The organism is Flavobacterium sp. (genome assembly GCF_035292545.1).
Taxonomy (GTDB): Bacteria; Bacteroidota; Bacteroidia; order Flavobacteriales; family Flavobacteriaceae; genus Flavobacterium.
The window spans coordinates 12,779-30,752 of sequence record NZ_DATDPV010000016.1; the positions used below are offsets into that span (position 1 = coordinate 12,779).

Here is a 17,974-nt window from a genome sequence, read left to right on the forward strand (position 1 = left end):
TATATAAAACAACTGTGGATTTATTTATTTTTTTATTAAAATAAAAACCGAAAGAATCTGGTCGTTTATACAACTGTTGAATAAGTGAGTTTGCGAAAAATGTTACTTAACCAATGAATCTGACTTTATACTTCTTTTAAAAAAAACATAGAATTCTAATTATAACAATTTGTTGTTTTTTTTACCTATTAATTCTTCTAAAAAATATTTAAAAAAAATCCACAACATGATATTTATCATAATAAAGGACAAATCTGTCTTTTAATTTTGTACTATAATTTAAGACAAAATTAAGATGAATTTAAAACCCTATTATTATGAAAACCATGTTTAAAATTGAAAAAATAAAAATTGCTGCTCTTGCAATAGTAGTAGCTATCAGTTTATTTTCATGTAAAAAAGAATCAAAGCTTTTAGCCAGCAATGAAGCCATTGCTACTAAAGGTGAAATGATTGCTGATCTAACCGCACCTCCTTTTGTACCAAAACCAATTGGAGACAGAGCAGCGACAAAACTGGTTGTGAACATGGAAATTCAAGAAGTGGAAGGCGAAATGGTCGATGGTGTAAAATATACCTATTGGACATTTGGCGGATCTGTACCGGGAAGTTTTATCAGAACCCGTGTTGGGGATGAAGTAGAATTTCACTTAAAAAACCATCCTGATAATAAATTACCACACAACATCGATTTGCATGCGGTAACAGGTCCAGGTGGTGGTGCTTCTTCTTCATTAGTGGCGCCAGGTCATGAAAAAGTATTCAACTTCAAAACATTGAATCCTGGTTTATATGTATACCACTGCGCAACTGCTCCTGTTGGTATGCACATTGCAAACGGAATGTATGGTTTGATATTGGTAGAACCAGAAGGTGGTTTGCCTCCAGTTGACAAAGAATACTACATCATGCAAGGTGATTTTTACACTAAAGGAAAATATGGAGAACAAGGACGCCAGCCTTTTGATATGGACAAAGCTATCGAAGAAGATGCTGACTACGTTGTTTTTAATGGAAAAGTGGGTGCTCTTGCCGGAGACAATGCGATTACTGCCAAAGTTGGAGAAACCGTTCGTGTGTATATGGGTAATGGCGGACCAAACCTTGTTTCATCTTTCCACGTTATTGGTGAAATATTTGACAAAGTTTATGTCGAGGGTGGTGATATGATTAATAAAAATGTACAGACAACATTAATCCCTGCCGGAGGTGCTGCTATTGTAGAATTTAAAGTTGATGTTCCCGGAACATTCATCCTGGTTGACCACTCTATCTTCAGAGCTTTTAATAAAGGTGCTTTAGGGATGTTAAAAGTAGAAGGTCCGGAAAGTAAAACTATTTATTCTGGAACAACACAAGAGGGAATCTACTTACCTGAAGGCGGAACCATTCAAAATATGCCGAAAGTAAAAAAAGACACCAAACTTATTGCTGCAAAAACATTGCCTGAACAAATCAAAGCGGGTAAAGAACTTTTTGGAGGAACTTGTTTTGCCTGTCACCAATCCGAAGGACAAGGTATTCCAAATGTATTCCCTCCTTTAGCAAAATCCGATTACTTAAATGCTGATCCTAGCAGAGCTATATCTGCGGTTATACATGGTTTATCCGGAGAAATCAAAGTAAACGGAAAAAAATTCAATAACGTGATGACCAGTCAAAACCTTTCCGATGAAGAAATTGCCAATGTGATGACCTATGTTTATGACAGTTGGGGTAATAATAAAACAAAAGTAACCGCAGCGATGGTTAAAGCACAAAGAAATAAAAACGATCATTAATAATTCAAATATTTTAATTTATGAAAAAGTATATTTTCGGTATTGCCGTATTAGCAATAGCATTACAAAGTTTCAATACCTTAACTGAGGAGCCAAAAGTGGCAACAAACACAAACAACAAAGCCAAAACAGTTGTTTTTAAAAAAGCCGATAAAGGAAAAGACATCTATACTAAAACCTGTATCGCCTGTCATCAGGCTAATGGTCAGGGAATACCTGGTGCTTTCCCTCCTTTAGCGAAATCAGACTACTTGAACAAAGACGTTAATCGTGCTATTAAAGGTGTAGTAAAAGGACTAACCGGTCCAATAACCGTAAACGGGAAAAAATACAACAGCGCCATGCCAGCACAGGCACTAAGCGATCAACAAATCGCAGACGCAATGACTTATGTTTACGCCAATTGGGGAAACAATAAAACAGTTGTAACAGCAGCTATGGTAAAAGCCCAAAGAAAATAATAATTAAAAAAAAGATGTGTCATGATGTTACAACTGAAAATATTAGCTTCTGCTTTTTCATTACTAATGACAACATCGTTATTGGCTCAAGACAATCAAATGGTTTCTATAAAAAGGGGGGCTTATGTTCCCCTTTATGGAACTACTGATAAAAAACCAGTAGAAGTTAATGCTTTTAGCATCGATGTTTATCCGGTTACTAATGCGCAATTTGTAGCCTTCTTAAAAAAATACCCAACTTACAGTCGTTCTAAAATCAAAGGTCTTTTTGCTGACAAAAGTTATTTGTCCCATTGGGAAAGCGATTTCGATTACGGTAACAATAAAAGCAATGCTCCTGTAACCAATATTTCGTGGTTTGCTGCCAAAAAATACTGCGAATGTCAAGGAAAAAGAATGCCCACCATGGATGAATGGGAATATGTGGCTATGGCCGATGAAAAACGCATCGATGCCCGTACAAAAGAAGCTTTCAATAATTATATTTTATCCTGGTATGAAAAGCCCAAAACCTATACCAATCCGGTTGGCAAAACATTTAAAAACTATTGGGGCGTATATGATATGCATGGGTTAGCCTGGGAATGGACTTCCGACTTTAACAGCATTTTCCTATCCGGAGAATCCAGAAAAGACAAGGACACGGATAAGAATTTATTTTGCGGAAGCGGTTCCGTTAATGCATCTGATTTAATGAATTACGCTGCTTTCATGCGCTATGGTTTTCGAGCCAGTTTAAAAGCAAGATATACCACTCGAAATCTTGGTTTTCGTTGCGCAAAAGACCTTAAATAGTTCAAAAACAATTTAAAAAATAAAAAAATGAACAAGTTAATTTTAGGATTAGTACTCATTCTTTTGATATTACAAGGTTGTAATTCCAATAAAGAAGAGAAAATAGCATTAGACCCCAAAACGATTTCCGACTTATCAATCTACAATCTTCCCTCAAAATGGACCAATCAGGAAGGAACTGATATAGAAATGAAAGATTTAAATGGTAAAGTCATTGTAATGGTGATGATTTATACTTCATGCAAATCGGCTTGTCCACGGTTGGTTGCCGATATGCGCAATATTGAAAGCCGTTTGCCGGAGAACATCAAGGACAATGTTAAACTCGTTTTAGTAAGTATCGACCCAAAAGTAGACACTCCTGAACGCTTAAAATCTTTTTCAATCGAAAATAAAATGGAAGGGGAACAATGGATGTTCTTGCGCTCGTCCGAAGAAAATACACGTGAATTCGCTGCTGTACTGGCTGTGAACTATAAAAAAATATCCCCGCTTGATTTTTCACACTCTAACATCATAAGCGTATTTAATGCCAAAGGCGAATTAGCTTATCAGCAAGAAGGCTTAGGTGTGAACTCTGATGAAACAATTAAAAAAATTACCGAAGAAGCTGAAAAGCTAAACTAACCCCTTATGAAATCACTGAAAACAATCGGTTTATCATTATTAGGAATGATAAGCCTAACCACTTACGCTCAGGAATTTGACGTAAACCTACAACTCAGACCGCGTTATGAATACCGAAACGGGTTTAAAAGTTTAATGCCTTATGGCGAAAATTCTACCTCGTTTGTATCGCAACGTTCCCGACTTAACTTTAACTTTAAACAAGAAAAATTAACAGCAAAACTAAATTTCCAAAACGTTCGTACTTGGGGAGATGTAGCCACAACAGCACAAGCCGACAAAAACGGAGTCGCTTTATTTGAAGCCTGGGCGCAATATGATTTTAATGCTAAATGGAACGCTCGTTTGGGGCGTCAGGTAATTTCTTATGACAACCAACGCATTTTTGGCGAAATTGATTGGGCGCAACAAGGACAAAGTCATGATGCTGCCGTTTTCTCATTTCATCCGAAGAACCACCAATTAGATTTGGGTGTGGCATTTAATGCTGCAGCAGAAAATTTAGTCGAGCCGGCTACTCCGTATACCATCAATTACAAATCCATGCAATATGTGTGGTACCATACCCAATTCAGTAAATTGAACATGAGTTTATTGCTTTTGAATACGGGTTATGAATATGCAGAACCAGATACTAGCTTAACGGTAGACTACAAACAGACCTTTGGTACTTACCTATCTTATAAAGAAAATAAATGGGATACTAATTTAGGTTTATACGGTCAATCCGGAAAAAGTAACGATAACAGTGTGAACACCTGGTATGCAGGTGCAAACCTTGGTTATGCAATCACAAGTAAATTCAAAGCTACATTGGGATATGAATTTCTTTCCGGTAAAGATCAAGATGATTCCAGTGCTGATATAAAATCATTCTCCCCTATTTTTGGAACCAATCATGGATTTAATGGCTTTATGGACTATTTCTATGTAGGCAATCATCAAAATAGTGTTGGATTGCATGATGCCTATCTTAAATTAAATTACACTCAAAACAAATGGCAATTCAACCTGATTCCACATATGTTTTGTGCTCCCGGAACTGTTCTGGACGGTGCCGAAAAAATGGATAGTTATTTAGGGACCGAAATCGATTTTACTACAAGTTACACCCTTCAAAAAGATATCGTGGCTTCAGCAGGATATTCACAAATGTTTGGTTCAAAAACATTGGAAATACTTAAAAATGGTGATGCCAACCATACCAACAATTGGGTTTGGTTAATGGTTTCTGTCAGTCCAAGAATATTTACTCTTAAATAAAGAATGTCAGGTTAATTAATTCAAAAAAAAAGACTGTGCCATTTTAACAACACAGTCTTTTTTCTATTTGAAGTATAATACATATTCTTTTAGATAAGCGGCAATTTCCTCTTTCATTGCTTCCTTATTCGTTTCTTCGATACGATTGAGTTTCATCTTTAACGGAAACAAATAATTGTGCAATTGATCGTGTGCTTCGCCTTTCATCGTACATTTTTTAAAGATTGAAGCAAATTCAGCATTCAGTTTTTCTTTCAAAACTGCGGCACTTTCTTCCGGTTTATTATCCGAAACTATTTTTTGCAACCTTTTAATTCCTGCGGTAGTTTCCGGATTAGCTTCCCAGAGTTGTCCGTTGTTCAAACTTACTTTTGGAAGTTCCTCTTTTGTTGCTTCCGGACTAACTTTTTCTGTGTGCGCTTCTTTCGGTTCTTTTACTTCTTTGTTTTGGCACGATAGAAATCCAATGGCCAAAAAACTTAATGCTAATACATTTATTTTTTTCATTTTATTTAAATTTTATTTCCAAAATACATCATCTTCTTTTTCTACAAATGCTTCTTCCGAATGAATTTCATTAATTTCAGTCAATTGTTCTGTTGTTGCCATTTTCTGAATCTCACCAAATAAAATCCGTTCCTCAAAACGAATATGCGCTTCTAATTCTTCCTCAATAAGTGTCAATGATTTTTCCAGATCAGACGTTTGCTTGAATAATCGTTTCAATCTTCGGTGCTCTGCTAAAGCACGTTTTATAAGTTCGTTATCGGCATCTAAAATGGGGAAAATGTATTTTTCTTCCAATTCGAAATGCGGTTTTAAATGTTTTTTAAAAAACCAATCGGCATATATTTTAATCCTTTCCGGTTCAATTTGTTTAGACATTCCCGTTCTTATTTTCCAACACAATTGTAATCCATGATGATGATCGTGGCTTAATGGCTGTAATTCCGGAGCTCTTTTTAAAGGTTTATTAGAAATCATTTTGATGAAAATTTATATTATATTAAGAGGTTAATCATGAAAAAGCGCTTCTTCATAATTAACCTCTAAAGGCATTTTTATTTTTTCTTTGTAAAGCAGTTTTCTCTAGTTCTTTGCTAAAGTTAATCCTATTTTTCTAATGTTGCTTTCCATTCACAAAATGTTTGATATAATCTAGTAAAGTGAAAAGCATTATATTGGTTAAATACTTTCTTTAGAAACAGATTTCAAGTTTCTGCGAAGAATCTCCCACTCTTATATAAAAGAGCAAAATCGCTCCTACGGTTTAAACAAATTACAAGATTTTACTCTTGGTTTGAAAATGTCTTTTCTAAAGCTACTGCTCTTGGAAACAAAATGTTATTTTCCAAGTGAATGTGTTTGTGCAAATCCTGTTCAAACTCTTCCAACATCGCAAAAGTCACACGATACGTATTACAAGCATCTGCCGGCGGTGTATAATTATTGGTCAGTGAAGCTATTTTAACAAAACGATCTCCTTCGGCTTCATGTTCCTCCATCATCATAGCTATCGGGTTATTCACGGTTCCAAAAGAGGGTTCCTGGATAAACAGATGATCATTACTTGCTTTTACCATTTTTTTGATAAAAGGAAACAACATCAATTCTTCTTTTTTCATGTGTTGCGCCAATTCACCCGCACAGCCTTTGAATAATTCGTTTACTTCAAATAATTCCGTATGGTTTACTCCGTGCACTTTACACAGTTTGTCCAAAAATTGTAATAAAATCGGTGTTTTTTCTTCAACGTAACGGTGGTGTTTTTTCTCCACATAATCGGCTAACAAATCCAATGGCCAGGATTTGAAATCAATTCCATCATCATTTTTTGTCGATAAAACTGTATTTAACTGATCCAATAAATCATTGGCATCAATTTCTTTTTTATCGCAAACTTCTTCAATAGTTCGGTTTCCTTTGCAACAAAAGTCAATTCCATATTTTGAAAAAATAGCTGCTGTTCTAAAATCCTGGGCAACATATTCTCCAATGGTTGTTTTTTCTAAAATTTCCATAATTTTCATTTTTAAAATTCAAATATCTTTTACAAATTTAGTCTTTTTTTTAATATCGGACAATTTTATCCGAATTAAAATTACCAACATCATTATATTGATAAAAAAAGTTCTGTACTCTACTATGGGATTCTGTTTTTTTCCTATTTTATAAATTTATATTGTCAACAAAAGAAATTGCAAAAAATGATTTTTATCATGTTTTAACTTTATTTTCAAGTCGAAATTTGCAGTAAATAAATAAAAGATATTTTTGTCCTTATATTTAAACTAACTTAATTTTTTAACTAACAAAAACTGATAATTATGCTTTCAAAATCACAGGCAAGAGCATTTTTTTTGGGAGGAACTCTGGTCACCTTTTTAATTTTTATAGGACTGACCATTTATTCGTTTATGCCCAGAAACGATCAAACCAACTACAGCAAGATTAACAAACAGGTGGTCCGAGGAAAAGAAATTTGGGAATCCAACAATTGTATGGGTTGCCACAGTATTATGGGCGAAGGAGGCTATTATGCTCCCGAACTGACAAAAGTCATGGAACGTCGTGGCGAAGGCTATATCAAAGCGGTTTTAATGTCGCCGATTCCATGGGCGCCAAGAGGACGAAAAATGGTAGCTTACAAAATGAGTGAAGCTGATGCCAATGCCATGGTTGCCTACTTCCAATGGATTGGAAAACTCGACTTGAATGGTTTTGACAGAGTAGTTTCGCCATTAGCAAAAGAAAATAATTAATACAAATATTATGAAATATAAATCACAGAAAGTTGCCTATTGGTTTTTTGCCTTGTGCATGCTTTTGTTCTCCCTGCAAATCATCTATGGCTTTATCATGGGCTTTGACAGAATAGGAATTCAAGGATTACACGAAATTATTCCGTTTAATACGGCGCGAGCGGTACATACCAATTTATTAGTGGTCTGGTTATTAACCGGTTTCATGGGTGCCGCCTATTATATTATTCCCGAAGAAGCGCAACGCGAATTAATCAGCGTCAAATGGACTTATGTTCAACTGATATCCTTAGCCGTTGTTGGTGTTGTTGCCATTGTTGGCTTTCACTTTAACCATTGGGAAGGAAGAAAATTTCTTGAAATTCCAAGAGAATTAGACTATTTAGTAGTTGTAAATGTATTGCTTTTCTTAGGCCTAATTTTAGGAACGCTTTTCAAAGGAAAACGCCAAACTACAACGGCTATGGTGCTTACAATGGGTTTATTGTTCGCAGCCCTGCTCTACATACCCGGAATGATTTGGTTTGACAGTCAGGTAATGGATTCATTCTTCCGTTGGTGGGTGGTTCACTTGTGGGTTGAAGGGGTTTGGGAATTAATCATGGGAGGTATTCTTTCGTTCCTATTGATCAAATTAACGGGTGTCGACAGAGAAGTTATCGAAAAATGGTTGTACGTAATTGTTGGTCTTACCTTCCTTTCCGGAGTTCTGGGAACAGGGCATCACTACTACTACATTGGAGTAAATAAAATTTGGTTAATCGTTGGTGGGATTTTCTCCGCTTTGGAACCTTTAGCTTTCTTAGCCATGGCTTTATTTGCTGTGAATATGTATAGAAAGGGCGAAAAAAGTCATCCGAACAAAATCGCTTTATTCTGGACTATCGGTTCAGCTATCGTTTCATTTGTTGGTGCCGGACTGCTTGGTTTTGCTCATACCTTACCACAAACAAACTTGTATACCCATGGAACTTTAGTAACTGCAATGCATGCACATTATGCATTCTGGGGTGCTTATGCCATGATAGTTTTAGCTATGATTAGTTATGCGTTGCCTAATTTAACAGGACGAAAACGATACGACGGGACGCATGGCCATGCCGCATTCTGGTTATCTAACATTGGGATTTTAGGAATGACAGTCGCTTTTGGTGTTGCCGGTGTTGCTCAGGTTTATATGGAACGAAAAATGAAAATGGAATTCATGGATGTTCAAAACGAAATCAGCATTCACTTTGTAGTGCTTCTGATTTGTGCCACCATGTTTACCACTGGAATTGGGCTTTTCATCTATGATTTCATCAAATATGGAAGACCAACCGATGAAACTTTAGAAGAAATACATAGCGAAACCCTGTCTTCTCCTAAAATAAAAAAAGGGCTTAATGGTATCTCCAAACAAAAAGTCACTTTTTCAGAACAAATAAAATAGTTCACTTTAAAACTTTATTATAACTAATGAAACTCATTTCTACTGCAAACAGAACTTGTCATCGCTGTAAACATTAGAATGGGTTTCGTTTTTTAAAATATAATTATGACAACAAACGCTCCATATTATCACGAAGTGGCCAAAGAAAAAGAAGTCTTTGAACACGCCTATAAAAACAAGATCCCTTTTTTGCTAAAAGGCCCAACAGGAACAGGAAAATCCCGTTTCATTGAGCATATGGCACATCAATTGGATAAAAAAATTATTACGATTTCCTGTCATGAAGAAACTTCATCCACCGATTTAATTGGACGATTTATCATCAAAGGTGCAGAAACAATTTGGCTTGACGGCCCATTAACCACAGCTGTAAAAGAAGGTGCAATAATTTATTTAGATGAAGTTGCCGAGGCACGTCCCGATGTAATTGTTGCCATTCACTCCCTAACCGATCACAGACGGGAACTTTTCATAGACAAATTAGGTGAAAACGTAAAAGCACACGAGGATTTCATGCTGGTTGCTTCTTTTAATCCAGGGTATCAAAGAGGTTTTAAAGAACTAAAACCTTCAACACGCCAACGATTTATTGCCGTTTCATTTGAATATCCGGTAGCGAAAATTGAAATTGAAATATTGGTAAATGAAACTCAAATTGATCAGGATACCGCGAAAAAATTAGTGGCCATTGGAAACAAAATTAGAAACTTAACCGAGTTAGGTTTAACCGAAACCGTTTCTACTCGACTTTTAATTGATGCTGCAAAAATAATTCACAGCGGATTACCAAAAAGATTATCCGTTCATGTAGCAGTGGTAGAACCGTTAACCGACGATTTACAAACACTGGAAGCACTAAAAGACTTATGTAATTTGATGATTTAAATCAGAAAAAAATGGGTTTCGAAATAGATGAATATATCGTTGGGAAGTTATTTAGACACTTCAAAAAAAATCGAAAAATCGATATCGGAATAGTAAACAGAACGGTTACTCTAAATGAAATAAAACCGCGATTAACTATTTTAGCTCGAGCTTTGACTGGAAAACCTATCGAAATTTTTCCCGCAGAACGCGAAGGCGGGTATAAAAACAATAATTTTTTCCTTCCGATTTCCTTTGCCGAATTAAAGACCAAAGAAGATAATCTTACTTTTTATCTTTTCAGAATTTTATACCTCAGCGTACAACAGCGCTTGGATCTCAATTGGACTTTTGAAGAAAAAGAACCATCCTTAGCCCTTTCGCAACAAAAAGCAGCAGAAACATCAAAAGAAATTCTGACTGTTCTATTTGAAGAATTTACTATCGCAAAAAAAATATATACCGAAGCAAAGCATCATTTCAGCCAAAAATTAAACTCAAAAAAAGAACCCGATTTTTCATGGATTTATGGCAAATGGATGCAAAATGAAATCGTGCAAAATACGGATACGATCCTTCAAAATTTTTCAGACAAAACAAAAAAAGGAAATGACAATCAGCCTTCCACTACGCTGCAATCAAAAGCAGTTGAAGAAGTGATAACCGTTGAAGTCGACAAAAAACAACAGGAAGATTATGTGTTGATGCATAATTTTGAAAAAGTGGATACGGCCGAAGAATTCAATGGCGTCTGGCGGGATTTTGATGGTTCCGATGAATTGGAAGACCATCAGGAAGCATTGGAAGAATTGAATATGAAATACACCGTTCGTGTTGATGACACGGCGCATTCCGTCTATCAAGCTGATTTTATTGAAAATACCACTATTTCCGAAAGTGCCGAAGTCGATGCAAAAGGCTTTCATCTTACTTACAACGAATGGGATTTCAGCAAACGCGTTTACAAAGAAAATTTCTGTAAAGTATATCCAAAATCACAACAAAAAACGGATCCCAATTATTACAAAAAGACCATTACAAAAAATGCGTCCACTTTATTAGGCTTGCGCAAAATGCTGACCAATGTCAATAACAAAATGCAGCAACAAAAACGCCAGACACAAGGCGATGAATTTGATATTGATGCCATCACCGATTTATACGTCGATGTGCATTCAAAAAGAACCCCTTCGGAGAAAATATACATTTCAAACCGGAAAAAAGAAAAAGATTTATCCATTCTGATTCTTTTAGATATCAGTCTTTCCAGTGATGGTTACGCAGCAGGAAATCGAGTGATTGATGTGGAAAAAGAGGTTTCGATTCTCTTTGGAGAAATCCTAAACGAATTCAATATTGATTTTTCCATTGACAGTTTTTATTCCAAAACACGCAACTTTTCCACTTACCTGACGGTTAAGGATTTTGATGAAAACTGGAATATCGCCAAGCATAAAATCGGCGCCATTGAACCCAACGGTTATACCCGGATTGGTGCTGCTTTGCGACATGCCGGCGCACGACTCGACAAAAGAAACACCAAAAACAAATGGGTCATTCTGATTTCTGACGGCAAGCCCAATGATTACGATAAATACGAAGGCAAATATGGCATTAACGACGTAAAACAAGCACTTCGGGAACTCAACGGAAAAAACATTAATTCTTATGCGCTCGCCATTGAAGCTCAGGCAAAATACTATTTACCCCAAATGTTCGGACAAAATCACTATCACATTTTAACAACGCCAGTTGAATTATTAAAATCATTAGTAAAATTATACGAAAAAATTAAACATCAAAAATAAGCATTACGATGAACGAAACTTCCAATACCACAACACTTCCCGAAGGCCACCCGGTTTGGGTATATTTTCAGGAAAATGATATTATTCATACTCTTTTAGAAGAATTAGCCGCTGCAAATCCTGTAATTGATTTACAGCAATACACCAATATTTTTAACCAGCTTCATACTATTGAGAAACGATTTGCCCGAAAAGAAAATCAGCTTTTTCCATTTTTAGAAAAAAAAGGCTGGGTTGGTCCTTCACAAGGCATGTGGTCGTTTCATGATAATTTAAGAGAACAATTTAGAATGCTCCGTCAAAATATTGATGCGAAAGAATATGATAAAATCAAAACCAATACACCTTTTCTAATTAACGGAATTTACCGATTAATGCAAGTGGAAGAAACGGTTTTATTCCCAAATGCTTTAGACATTCTTACTGAAGAAGACTGGATTACTATGCGTAAGGGAGAAGAAGAAATTGGCTGGATGTTGCCGCAGCCTCCCACTCCATTTCCAGTCCAAGAGTACATCCATCCGAGTGAAGATTTCACCAAAAGAGAAATGAGTTTTTCGCTCGAAAACACGTCTCATTATGACGAAGGATATATGACCGTGGAACAAGTGAACTTATTGTTTAAAACCATGCCTTTGGACTTGACTTATGTTGATGAAAACGACAAAGTTATTTTCTACAATCGTGGTGAAGAACGCGTGTTTCCCAGAAGTGCAGGAATTATTGGCCGTGAAGTAAAATTTTGCCATCCGCCAAAAAGTGTGGGAACCGTTCTTAAAATCCTGAATGAATTTAGAAAAGGAACCAAAAATGAATCCTCGTTTTGGATTAATTTTAAAGAACGCCTGATTTACATTCGCTATTTTGCGGTTCGGGATGCCGAAAAAAACTATAAAGGCGTTATTGAAATGTCGCAGGATATTACAGATATTAAAAAAATAGAAGGTGAAAAACGATTATTGGATTGGGATTAATTTCAATGCAAAAACATCCATTTTTTTTCCAACCTCTTCTTCATTGCAAACAGATTCCAACTAATAAGTTGTGAGGGGGAGGTTATTTTAAAACTTTAGGTTAACAATATAAATTTTAGAAATATGTGTTCAAAATATAAACGTAACAATCGAAGCACAATACTTTTATTTGTATTATTTCCGCTTTTTATACTGACCCTTTTCAGTTTTATATTTTTTAAACATGAAAAACCAGAAGAACTCCATCATGAAATAAAAACTCCTGATGAAGCCATTACGGAATTACAAAATGGCAACCTCCGCTTTTTAGCAAATAAGTCCGTCCACCTAAATTATGCACATGAAATTGAGCTTACAAAAAAAGAACAGCATCCGCACACATTGGTTTTAACTTGTATTGATTCTCGAGTTCCGCCAGAAATTATTTTTGACCAAGGTATTGGAAACCTATTTGTAGCAAGAGTTGCCGGAAATATTGAAGACGATAACATCCTGGGAAGCATGGAATTCGCGACAAAAATAAAACACACCAAACTTATTGTGGTTTTAGGACACAATCATTGCGGAGCAGTTCAAGGAGCGATTGATAATGTTGGTTTAGAACATTTAACCCAACTCACCACGCAAATTAAACCGGCCATAGATTCCCATAAAACCTACCCATTACCTGATTATACCATTGATGATACTTCAAGAAAAAATGTTGTTATGACCATTAAAAATATCCTACGAAAAAGTGCCACATTAGAGCATCAATTAAAAAATAAAGAAATAAAAATTATTGGGGCATATTACGATATAACTACAGGAAAAATAGCCTTTTTAAAGAATGAAGAGGACTAAAATAACTAATACTAAAAAATGAACACACTTAAAATCGATTATAAAAACATCTACTATCCGCCAGGAGGAATTCTGATGTGGATTATTATTTTTCTGGAACTTCTTACCTTCGGGATGGCACTTTTGGCTTTTGTATATTACGGAAAAGACCAGCCCGAATTGTTTCATCAGTCACGGTTGCAACTCAACACTACTTTTGGAGCAGTAAATACTATTTTCTTGCTGACAAGCGGATTTTTTATGGCCACTGCAGTGCATCAATTTAAAGAAAATAACATTCAAAAATCGTCTTTCTATTTCAAGTTGACCATGCTTGGTGGCGTGTTGTTTTTAATAGTCAAAAGCATTGAATACTATCAAAAAATTGAAGCCGGGATTTCATTGGAAACCAATATGTTTTTCACCTTTTATTGGTTGCTGACTATTTTTCACCTTATTCATGTGATTATGGGATTGGTGATTTTAATCTGGACCAACTACGGCATGACCAAGAAAAATTCAGATACCGTAACAGAAGATGTTGAAGCCTGCGCTACTTTCTGGCACATGTGTGATTTAATTTGGTTGCTTTTATTCCCTGTTTTATATTTAATATTTTAAAGATGCAAAAATCCTCCATTATCACCTACGGTCTATTAATTTTACTGACCATATCAACAGCTTTAATTTCAAATGCAACAACAATTTCAAATGCAGTTGTCAGTATAATCATTGGATTATCGGCCATTAAATTCCTGTTGGTTGCTTTCCAATTTATGGAATTAAAAAAAGCCAACTCGTTTTGGAAAATTAGCGTAAGCCTTGTTTTATGCTTAATGGTTGTATTGATAGTTTTTATTCGGTGATTTTTCGAAAAATCTTTGATTTATGATATTTATCATCAAAAAAAAGAAAGCCAATTTATATCTTTGAATCGTGAAAAGAATTATTATCATTATAACATTAGTCATGCTTCTAAAACCGATACTTCCGGTTATAGAATACGCTGTTAATTATGATTATATCTCAAAAGTGCTTTGTGTCAATAAAGAAAAACCAAAACTTCAATGTAACGGAAAGTGCCATTTAACCAAAGAACTTGCGAAAGCTTCAGAAAATGAAAAACCCATTTCTTCCGATAAAAAAGTGGCCTCCCACGAATTCGAAACATTGTTCTTTGAGGAAATAAAATCATTCCTAACTGAACCCGTTTACTTCGATAATAATACAAAAACAAATAGTAATTATTCCAACTTATACTTTTATTTGGAAAGTTCTTCTGTATTTCACCCGCCCACCATTCTTTCTTAATTTTTCAAATTTTAGCATTTCTTTTTTCGATAAAAACTACATCGAAAGGGTTTATAGTATCCAATTTTAAAATTAAAAAAAATGAAATTATTAAGAATAGTATTACTCGTTTTCCTATCTATATTTACTTCTTGTTCCTCAGACAATGAGACTCCAGCCGTTAATGAATTAGAAGGCCTTTCAAAATTTAAAGAAATAACAAACGCAACCCATACCATAGAGTTGTATAAACTCATGGGAACTTTAGAACAGGGATATAATGAAATTGCTTTAAGAATTAAAGACAATTCCACTAATGAATATATTAAAAACGCAACAATAAACTGGATGCCTGTGATGCACATGACATCGATGAATCATTCTTGTCCAAAATCAACCGTTTCTAAAGTTACTGCTGACGGGACATTATATGAAGGGTATATCATTTTTCAAATGGCGCAAAATGCAACGGAATATTGGGATTTGAAAATTGATTATACCATCAACGGGACAGCATACACCACAACTTCTGTTATAGATGTTCCTGCTTCTGTTGAAAAAAGAGTGACTACTTTTACAGGTTCTGATGGCACTAAATATATCATGGCTTATGTAGAACCGCATCATCCAAAAGTAGCTTTAAACGATTTGACTGTGGCATTGTTTAAGATGCAGGATATGATGACTTTCCCAATTGTTGACAATTATAAAATCAAAATTGATCCAAGAATGCCAAGCATGGGAAACCACGGTTCTCCTAATAATGTCGATTTAACACAGTCAGTGTCCGATAAATTATACCACGGAAAAATGTCGTTAACCATGACCGGTTACTGGAAAATCAACTTACAACTTTTGAATGCTTCAGACGATGTTTTAAAAGGCGAAACCGTTACCGATGTGGTTCCTGCAAGCAGCATTTATTTTGAAGTGGAATTCTAATTCCATTTCTTTTCTTAACTAAAAAAGGTCAGGAAGAAGCAATTGCTTTTTGACCTTTTTTAAACTATTCATCATGAAAAAAATATTTTTTCTCCTGCTGATATCCTTCATAACTGCTACAACACCTTTTGCACAAGAGCAACCTCAGGATACTATTGTGCCAAAAACGCTTCATGAAGTGATAATTATTGGCAAAAAAGCGCAATTATATCAAAAACAAACCAAACCATTAGCCACCATTGACGAGTATTTACAACAGTCCGGCAAAGTGGAAATGATTAAAAGAGGCGGTTATGCCTGGGAACCGATTATCAATAGTATGGCGACCGAAAGAACCTTGATAACCATAGACGGAATGCGGATTTTCGGGGCTTGTACCGACAAAATGGACCCGATAACTTCCTATGTTGAAGTGTCTAATTTATCGGAAGCGGCTGTCGCTTCGGGTCAGCAAGGCGGCTGTCACGGCGCAACCATCGGCGGTTCTATTGATTTAAAAAGAAACAGAAGCGGGTTTACCAATTTAGGATGGAGCACTGCTCTAAATACCGGATATGAAACTAATAGCAAGCAGAAAATCATTGGAACAGCCATTAATTATGTCGACAGTTTATTTTATGTAGATACGGATTTCATGTACCGCGATGCCGAAAATTATACTGCCGGAAATAATCAGGAAGTGTTGTTTTCTCAGTTTAGAAAATTCAATATTTCGGCAACTTCCGGTTTTTCTTTTGATAAAAATAAACTGATTGAAGCATCCCTTATTTATGACAAAGCCACCGATGTTGGGTATCCGGCACTTCCGATGGATGTTTCTTTGGCGGAAGCCTTAATTACTTCGCTAAAATTTGAATATGTCCCAAAATCGGCTCTTGTTAAAAATTGGGAAACCAAAATTTATTACAACACCATCACGCATAAAATGGATGATACCAAGCGGCCATTTGTTCCCGTTCATATGGATATGCCGGGCTGGAGCGATACTTATGGGATGTATTCAAAAGCAAAAGGCGTTTTTAAAAACCATCACTTTCTGGCGAATTTAAATTCGTTTTACAACCGTTCCATTGCAGAAATGACAATGTATCCTGCTGATCCCAACGAAAATTTGATGTTTATGTTTACCTGGCCGGATGTGAGAACTTTTTATAACGGTTTATTTTTAGAAGACAATATAACATTGAATCGTCATTCCAGTTTGAAATTTTCAGCAAGCATCGCCAACCACTACAACGAAGTTGCTGATGCATTGGGTTTAGAAAGTTTACAGATTTTTTATCCTAACATGAAAGACCACAAAAACAGAATCCTGAAAAGCATTGCAACAAACTATTTGTTTGATCAAAATGGATTTCAATACGGATTCGGGTTAGCTTATGGTGAAAGGGCTCCATCAGTTTCAGAAGGATATGGTTTTTATTTATTCAATAGTTTTGACCAATACGATTACATTGGAAATCCGGAAATGAAAAACGAAAAATCAGCAGAAGCAAACGCTTCTTTTGGGTATAAAAACAAAAAAATAAGCACGAAAATTTCGGCTTCTTATTTTCATATTGCTGATTATATGGTTGGAAAACCCGATATGAATTTAATCCCGATGACTATTGGTGCCAACGGAGTAAAAATCTATACCGCATTAGATTATGCCACTATTTTTAACACGGATTTAAATATCGAATACCAATTGAGTAAAAGCTTCAAATGGTCCGGACAATTGGTTTACAGTTACGGAACTGATCATAAAAAAGAGAATTTACCTTTTATAAGCCCATTACGGTATTCGGCTTCTTTATATTACAAAAAAGCGAAATTTACTTCAGAAATTGGAGTTCACGGTAATGCCACGCAAACCCAATACAGTCCGTTTTATGGGGAAGACAGAACGCCCGATTATGCTATTCTGAACTTCAGCTCTGGGTATTTATTTACTATCGACAAAAACAAATTGAATGTAAAAGCAGGAATCGAAAACATTCTAGACACGTACTATTCCACTTTTTCAGACTGGAACAATATTCCCAGAAAAGGAAGGAATTTCTTTTTGAATGTGGCATTCAATTATTAATAACATTGCAAATTCTATAAAAAATTGCGTGTCAAAGTTTGCTTCAATAATTCAAACTCCTAAAGTTGTTAAAGTATTTTAA

Annotated in this window: 18 protein-coding genes and 1 pseudogene; 16 read left to right on the plus strand and 3 right to left on the minus strand. The window is 35.5% G+C overall.

Features of this window, described 5'->3' with window-relative positions:
- Positions 1–326 precede the first annotated feature (326 nt).
- The 5 genes and pseudogenes from nirK (at position 327) to VI621_RS02580 (ending at position 4,927) form a co-directional block, all read left to right on the plus strand.
- On the plus strand, positions 327–1,781 hold the full coding sequence (nirK, locus tag VI621_RS02560) for a copper-containing nitrite reductase (RefSeq protein ID WP_414655481.1): 1,455 nt from the start codon (positions 327–329) through the stop codon (positions 1,779–1,781).
- Between the two features lie 125 nt (positions 1,782–1,906).
- Positions 1,907–2,242: pseudogene (locus VI621_RS02565) on the plus strand (c-type cytochrome); the annotation flags it as partial.
- Between the two features lie 66 nt (positions 2,243–2,308).
- Entirely contained in the window at positions 2,309–3,037 is a 729-nt protein-coding gene (locus VI621_RS02570) for a formylglycine-generating enzyme family protein (RefSeq protein ID WP_324216856.1), read from the plus strand.
- A 27-nt stretch (positions 3,038–3,064) separates the two neighbouring features.
- The gene (locus tag VI621_RS02575; RefSeq protein WP_324216828.1) at positions 3,065–3,664 is read left to right on the plus strand and encodes an SCO family protein; all 600 of its coding nucleotides are present in this window, start codon (positions 3,065–3,067) and stop codon (positions 3,662–3,664) included.
- 6 nt (positions 3,665–3,670) lie between these two features.
- Entirely contained in the window at positions 3,671–4,927 is a 1,257-nt protein-coding gene (locus VI621_RS02580) for an alginate export family protein (RefSeq protein ID WP_324216829.1), read from the plus strand.
- A gap of 63 nt (positions 4,928–4,990) precedes the next feature.
- On the opposite strand, the gene VI621_RS02585 is transcribed toward VI621_RS02580, so the two are convergent.
- The 3 genes from VI621_RS02585 to ric all read right to left on the minus strand — a co-directional run bounded on the left by VI621_RS02585 (position 4,991) and on the right by ric (position 6,948).
- The gene (locus VI621_RS02585) at positions 4,991–5,434 is read right to left on the minus strand and encodes a hypothetical protein (RefSeq protein ID WP_324216830.1); all 444 of its coding nucleotides are present in this window, start codon (positions 5,432–5,434) and stop codon (positions 4,991–4,993) included.
- Between the two features lie 12 nt (positions 5,435–5,446).
- Positions 5,447–5,911: a hemerythrin domain-containing protein gene (locus VI621_RS02590; protein ID WP_324216831.1), complete on the minus strand. Its 465-nt coding sequence runs from the start codon at positions 5,909–5,911 to the stop codon at positions 5,447–5,449.
- Positions 5,912–6,216: 305 nt separating this feature from the next.
- Positions 6,217–6,948 (minus strand): iron-sulfur cluster repair di-iron protein, encoded by a 732-nt coding sequence (gene ric / locus VI621_RS02595; protein ID WP_324216832.1) that lies wholly within the window; start codon positions 6,946–6,948, stop codon positions 6,217–6,219.
- Between the two features lie 306 nt (positions 6,949–7,254).
- On the opposite strand from ric, the gene VI621_RS02600 reads away from it, so the two are divergent.
- The 11 genes from VI621_RS02600 to VI621_RS02650 all read left to right on the plus strand — a co-directional run bounded on the left by VI621_RS02600 (position 7,255) and on the right by VI621_RS02650 (position 17,892).
- Positions 7,255–7,689 carry a cytochrome c gene (locus VI621_RS02600; protein WP_324216833.1) on the plus strand — a complete coding sequence of 145 codons (435 nt, stop codon included), beginning with the start codon at positions 7,255–7,257 and terminating at the stop codon, positions 7,687–7,689.
- Between the two features lie 10 nt (positions 7,690–7,699).
- Positions 7,700–9,121, plus strand: coding sequence for a cbb3-type cytochrome c oxidase subunit I (locus VI621_RS02605; RefSeq protein WP_324216834.1), 1,422 nt, complete (start codon positions 7,700–7,702; stop codon positions 9,119–9,121).
- 105 nt (positions 9,122–9,226) lie between these two features.
- Positions 9,227–10,006: a CbbQ/NirQ/NorQ/GpvN family protein gene (locus VI621_RS02610; RefSeq protein ID WP_324216835.1), complete on the plus strand. Its 780-nt coding sequence runs from the start codon at positions 9,227–9,229 to the stop codon at positions 10,004–10,006.
- 11 nt (positions 10,007–10,017) lie between these two features.
- A complete protein-coding gene (locus tag VI621_RS02615; RefSeq protein ID WP_324216836.1) occupies positions 10,018–11,793 on the plus strand; it encodes a nitric oxide reductase activation protein NorD in 1,776 nt (591 codons plus the stop codon).
- 8 nt (positions 11,794–11,801) lie between these two features.
- The gene (locus VI621_RS02620) at positions 11,802–12,767 is read left to right on the plus strand and encodes a DUF438 domain-containing protein (RefSeq protein WP_324216837.1); all 966 of its coding nucleotides are present in this window, start codon (positions 11,802–11,804) and stop codon (positions 12,765–12,767) included.
- Between the two features lie 123 nt (positions 12,768–12,890).
- Positions 12,891–13,610, plus strand: coding sequence for a carbonic anhydrase (locus VI621_RS02625; RefSeq protein WP_324216838.1), 720 nt, complete (start codon positions 12,891–12,893; stop codon positions 13,608–13,610).
- An 18-nt stretch (positions 13,611–13,628) separates the two neighbouring features.
- A complete protein-coding gene (locus tag VI621_RS02630; protein WP_324216839.1) occupies positions 13,629–14,210 on the plus strand; it encodes a cytochrome c oxidase subunit 3 in 582 nt (193 codons plus the stop codon).
- Positions 14,211–14,212: 2 nt separating this feature from the next.
- The gene (locus VI621_RS02635) at positions 14,213–14,455 is read left to right on the plus strand and encodes a cytochrome C oxidase subunit IV family protein (protein WP_324216840.1); all 243 of its coding nucleotides are present in this window, start codon (positions 14,213–14,215) and stop codon (positions 14,453–14,455) included.
- A 103-nt stretch (positions 14,456–14,558) separates the two neighbouring features.
- On the plus strand, positions 14,559–14,900 hold the full coding sequence (locus tag VI621_RS02640) for a hypothetical protein (RefSeq protein ID WP_414655482.1): 342 nt from the start codon (positions 14,559–14,561) through the stop codon (positions 14,898–14,900).
- Between the two features lie 81 nt (positions 14,901–14,981).
- Positions 14,982–15,821 carry a hypothetical protein gene (locus VI621_RS02645; RefSeq protein ID WP_324216842.1) on the plus strand — a complete coding sequence of 280 codons (840 nt, stop codon included), beginning with the start codon at positions 14,982–14,984 and terminating at the stop codon, positions 15,819–15,821.
- 73 nt (positions 15,822–15,894) lie between these two features.
- Positions 15,895–17,892 carry a TonB-dependent receptor gene (locus VI621_RS02650; RefSeq protein ID WP_324216843.1) on the plus strand — a complete coding sequence of 666 codons (1,998 nt, stop codon included), beginning with the start codon at positions 15,895–15,897 and terminating at the stop codon, positions 17,890–17,892.
- Positions 17,893–17,974: the final 82 nt, after the last annotated feature.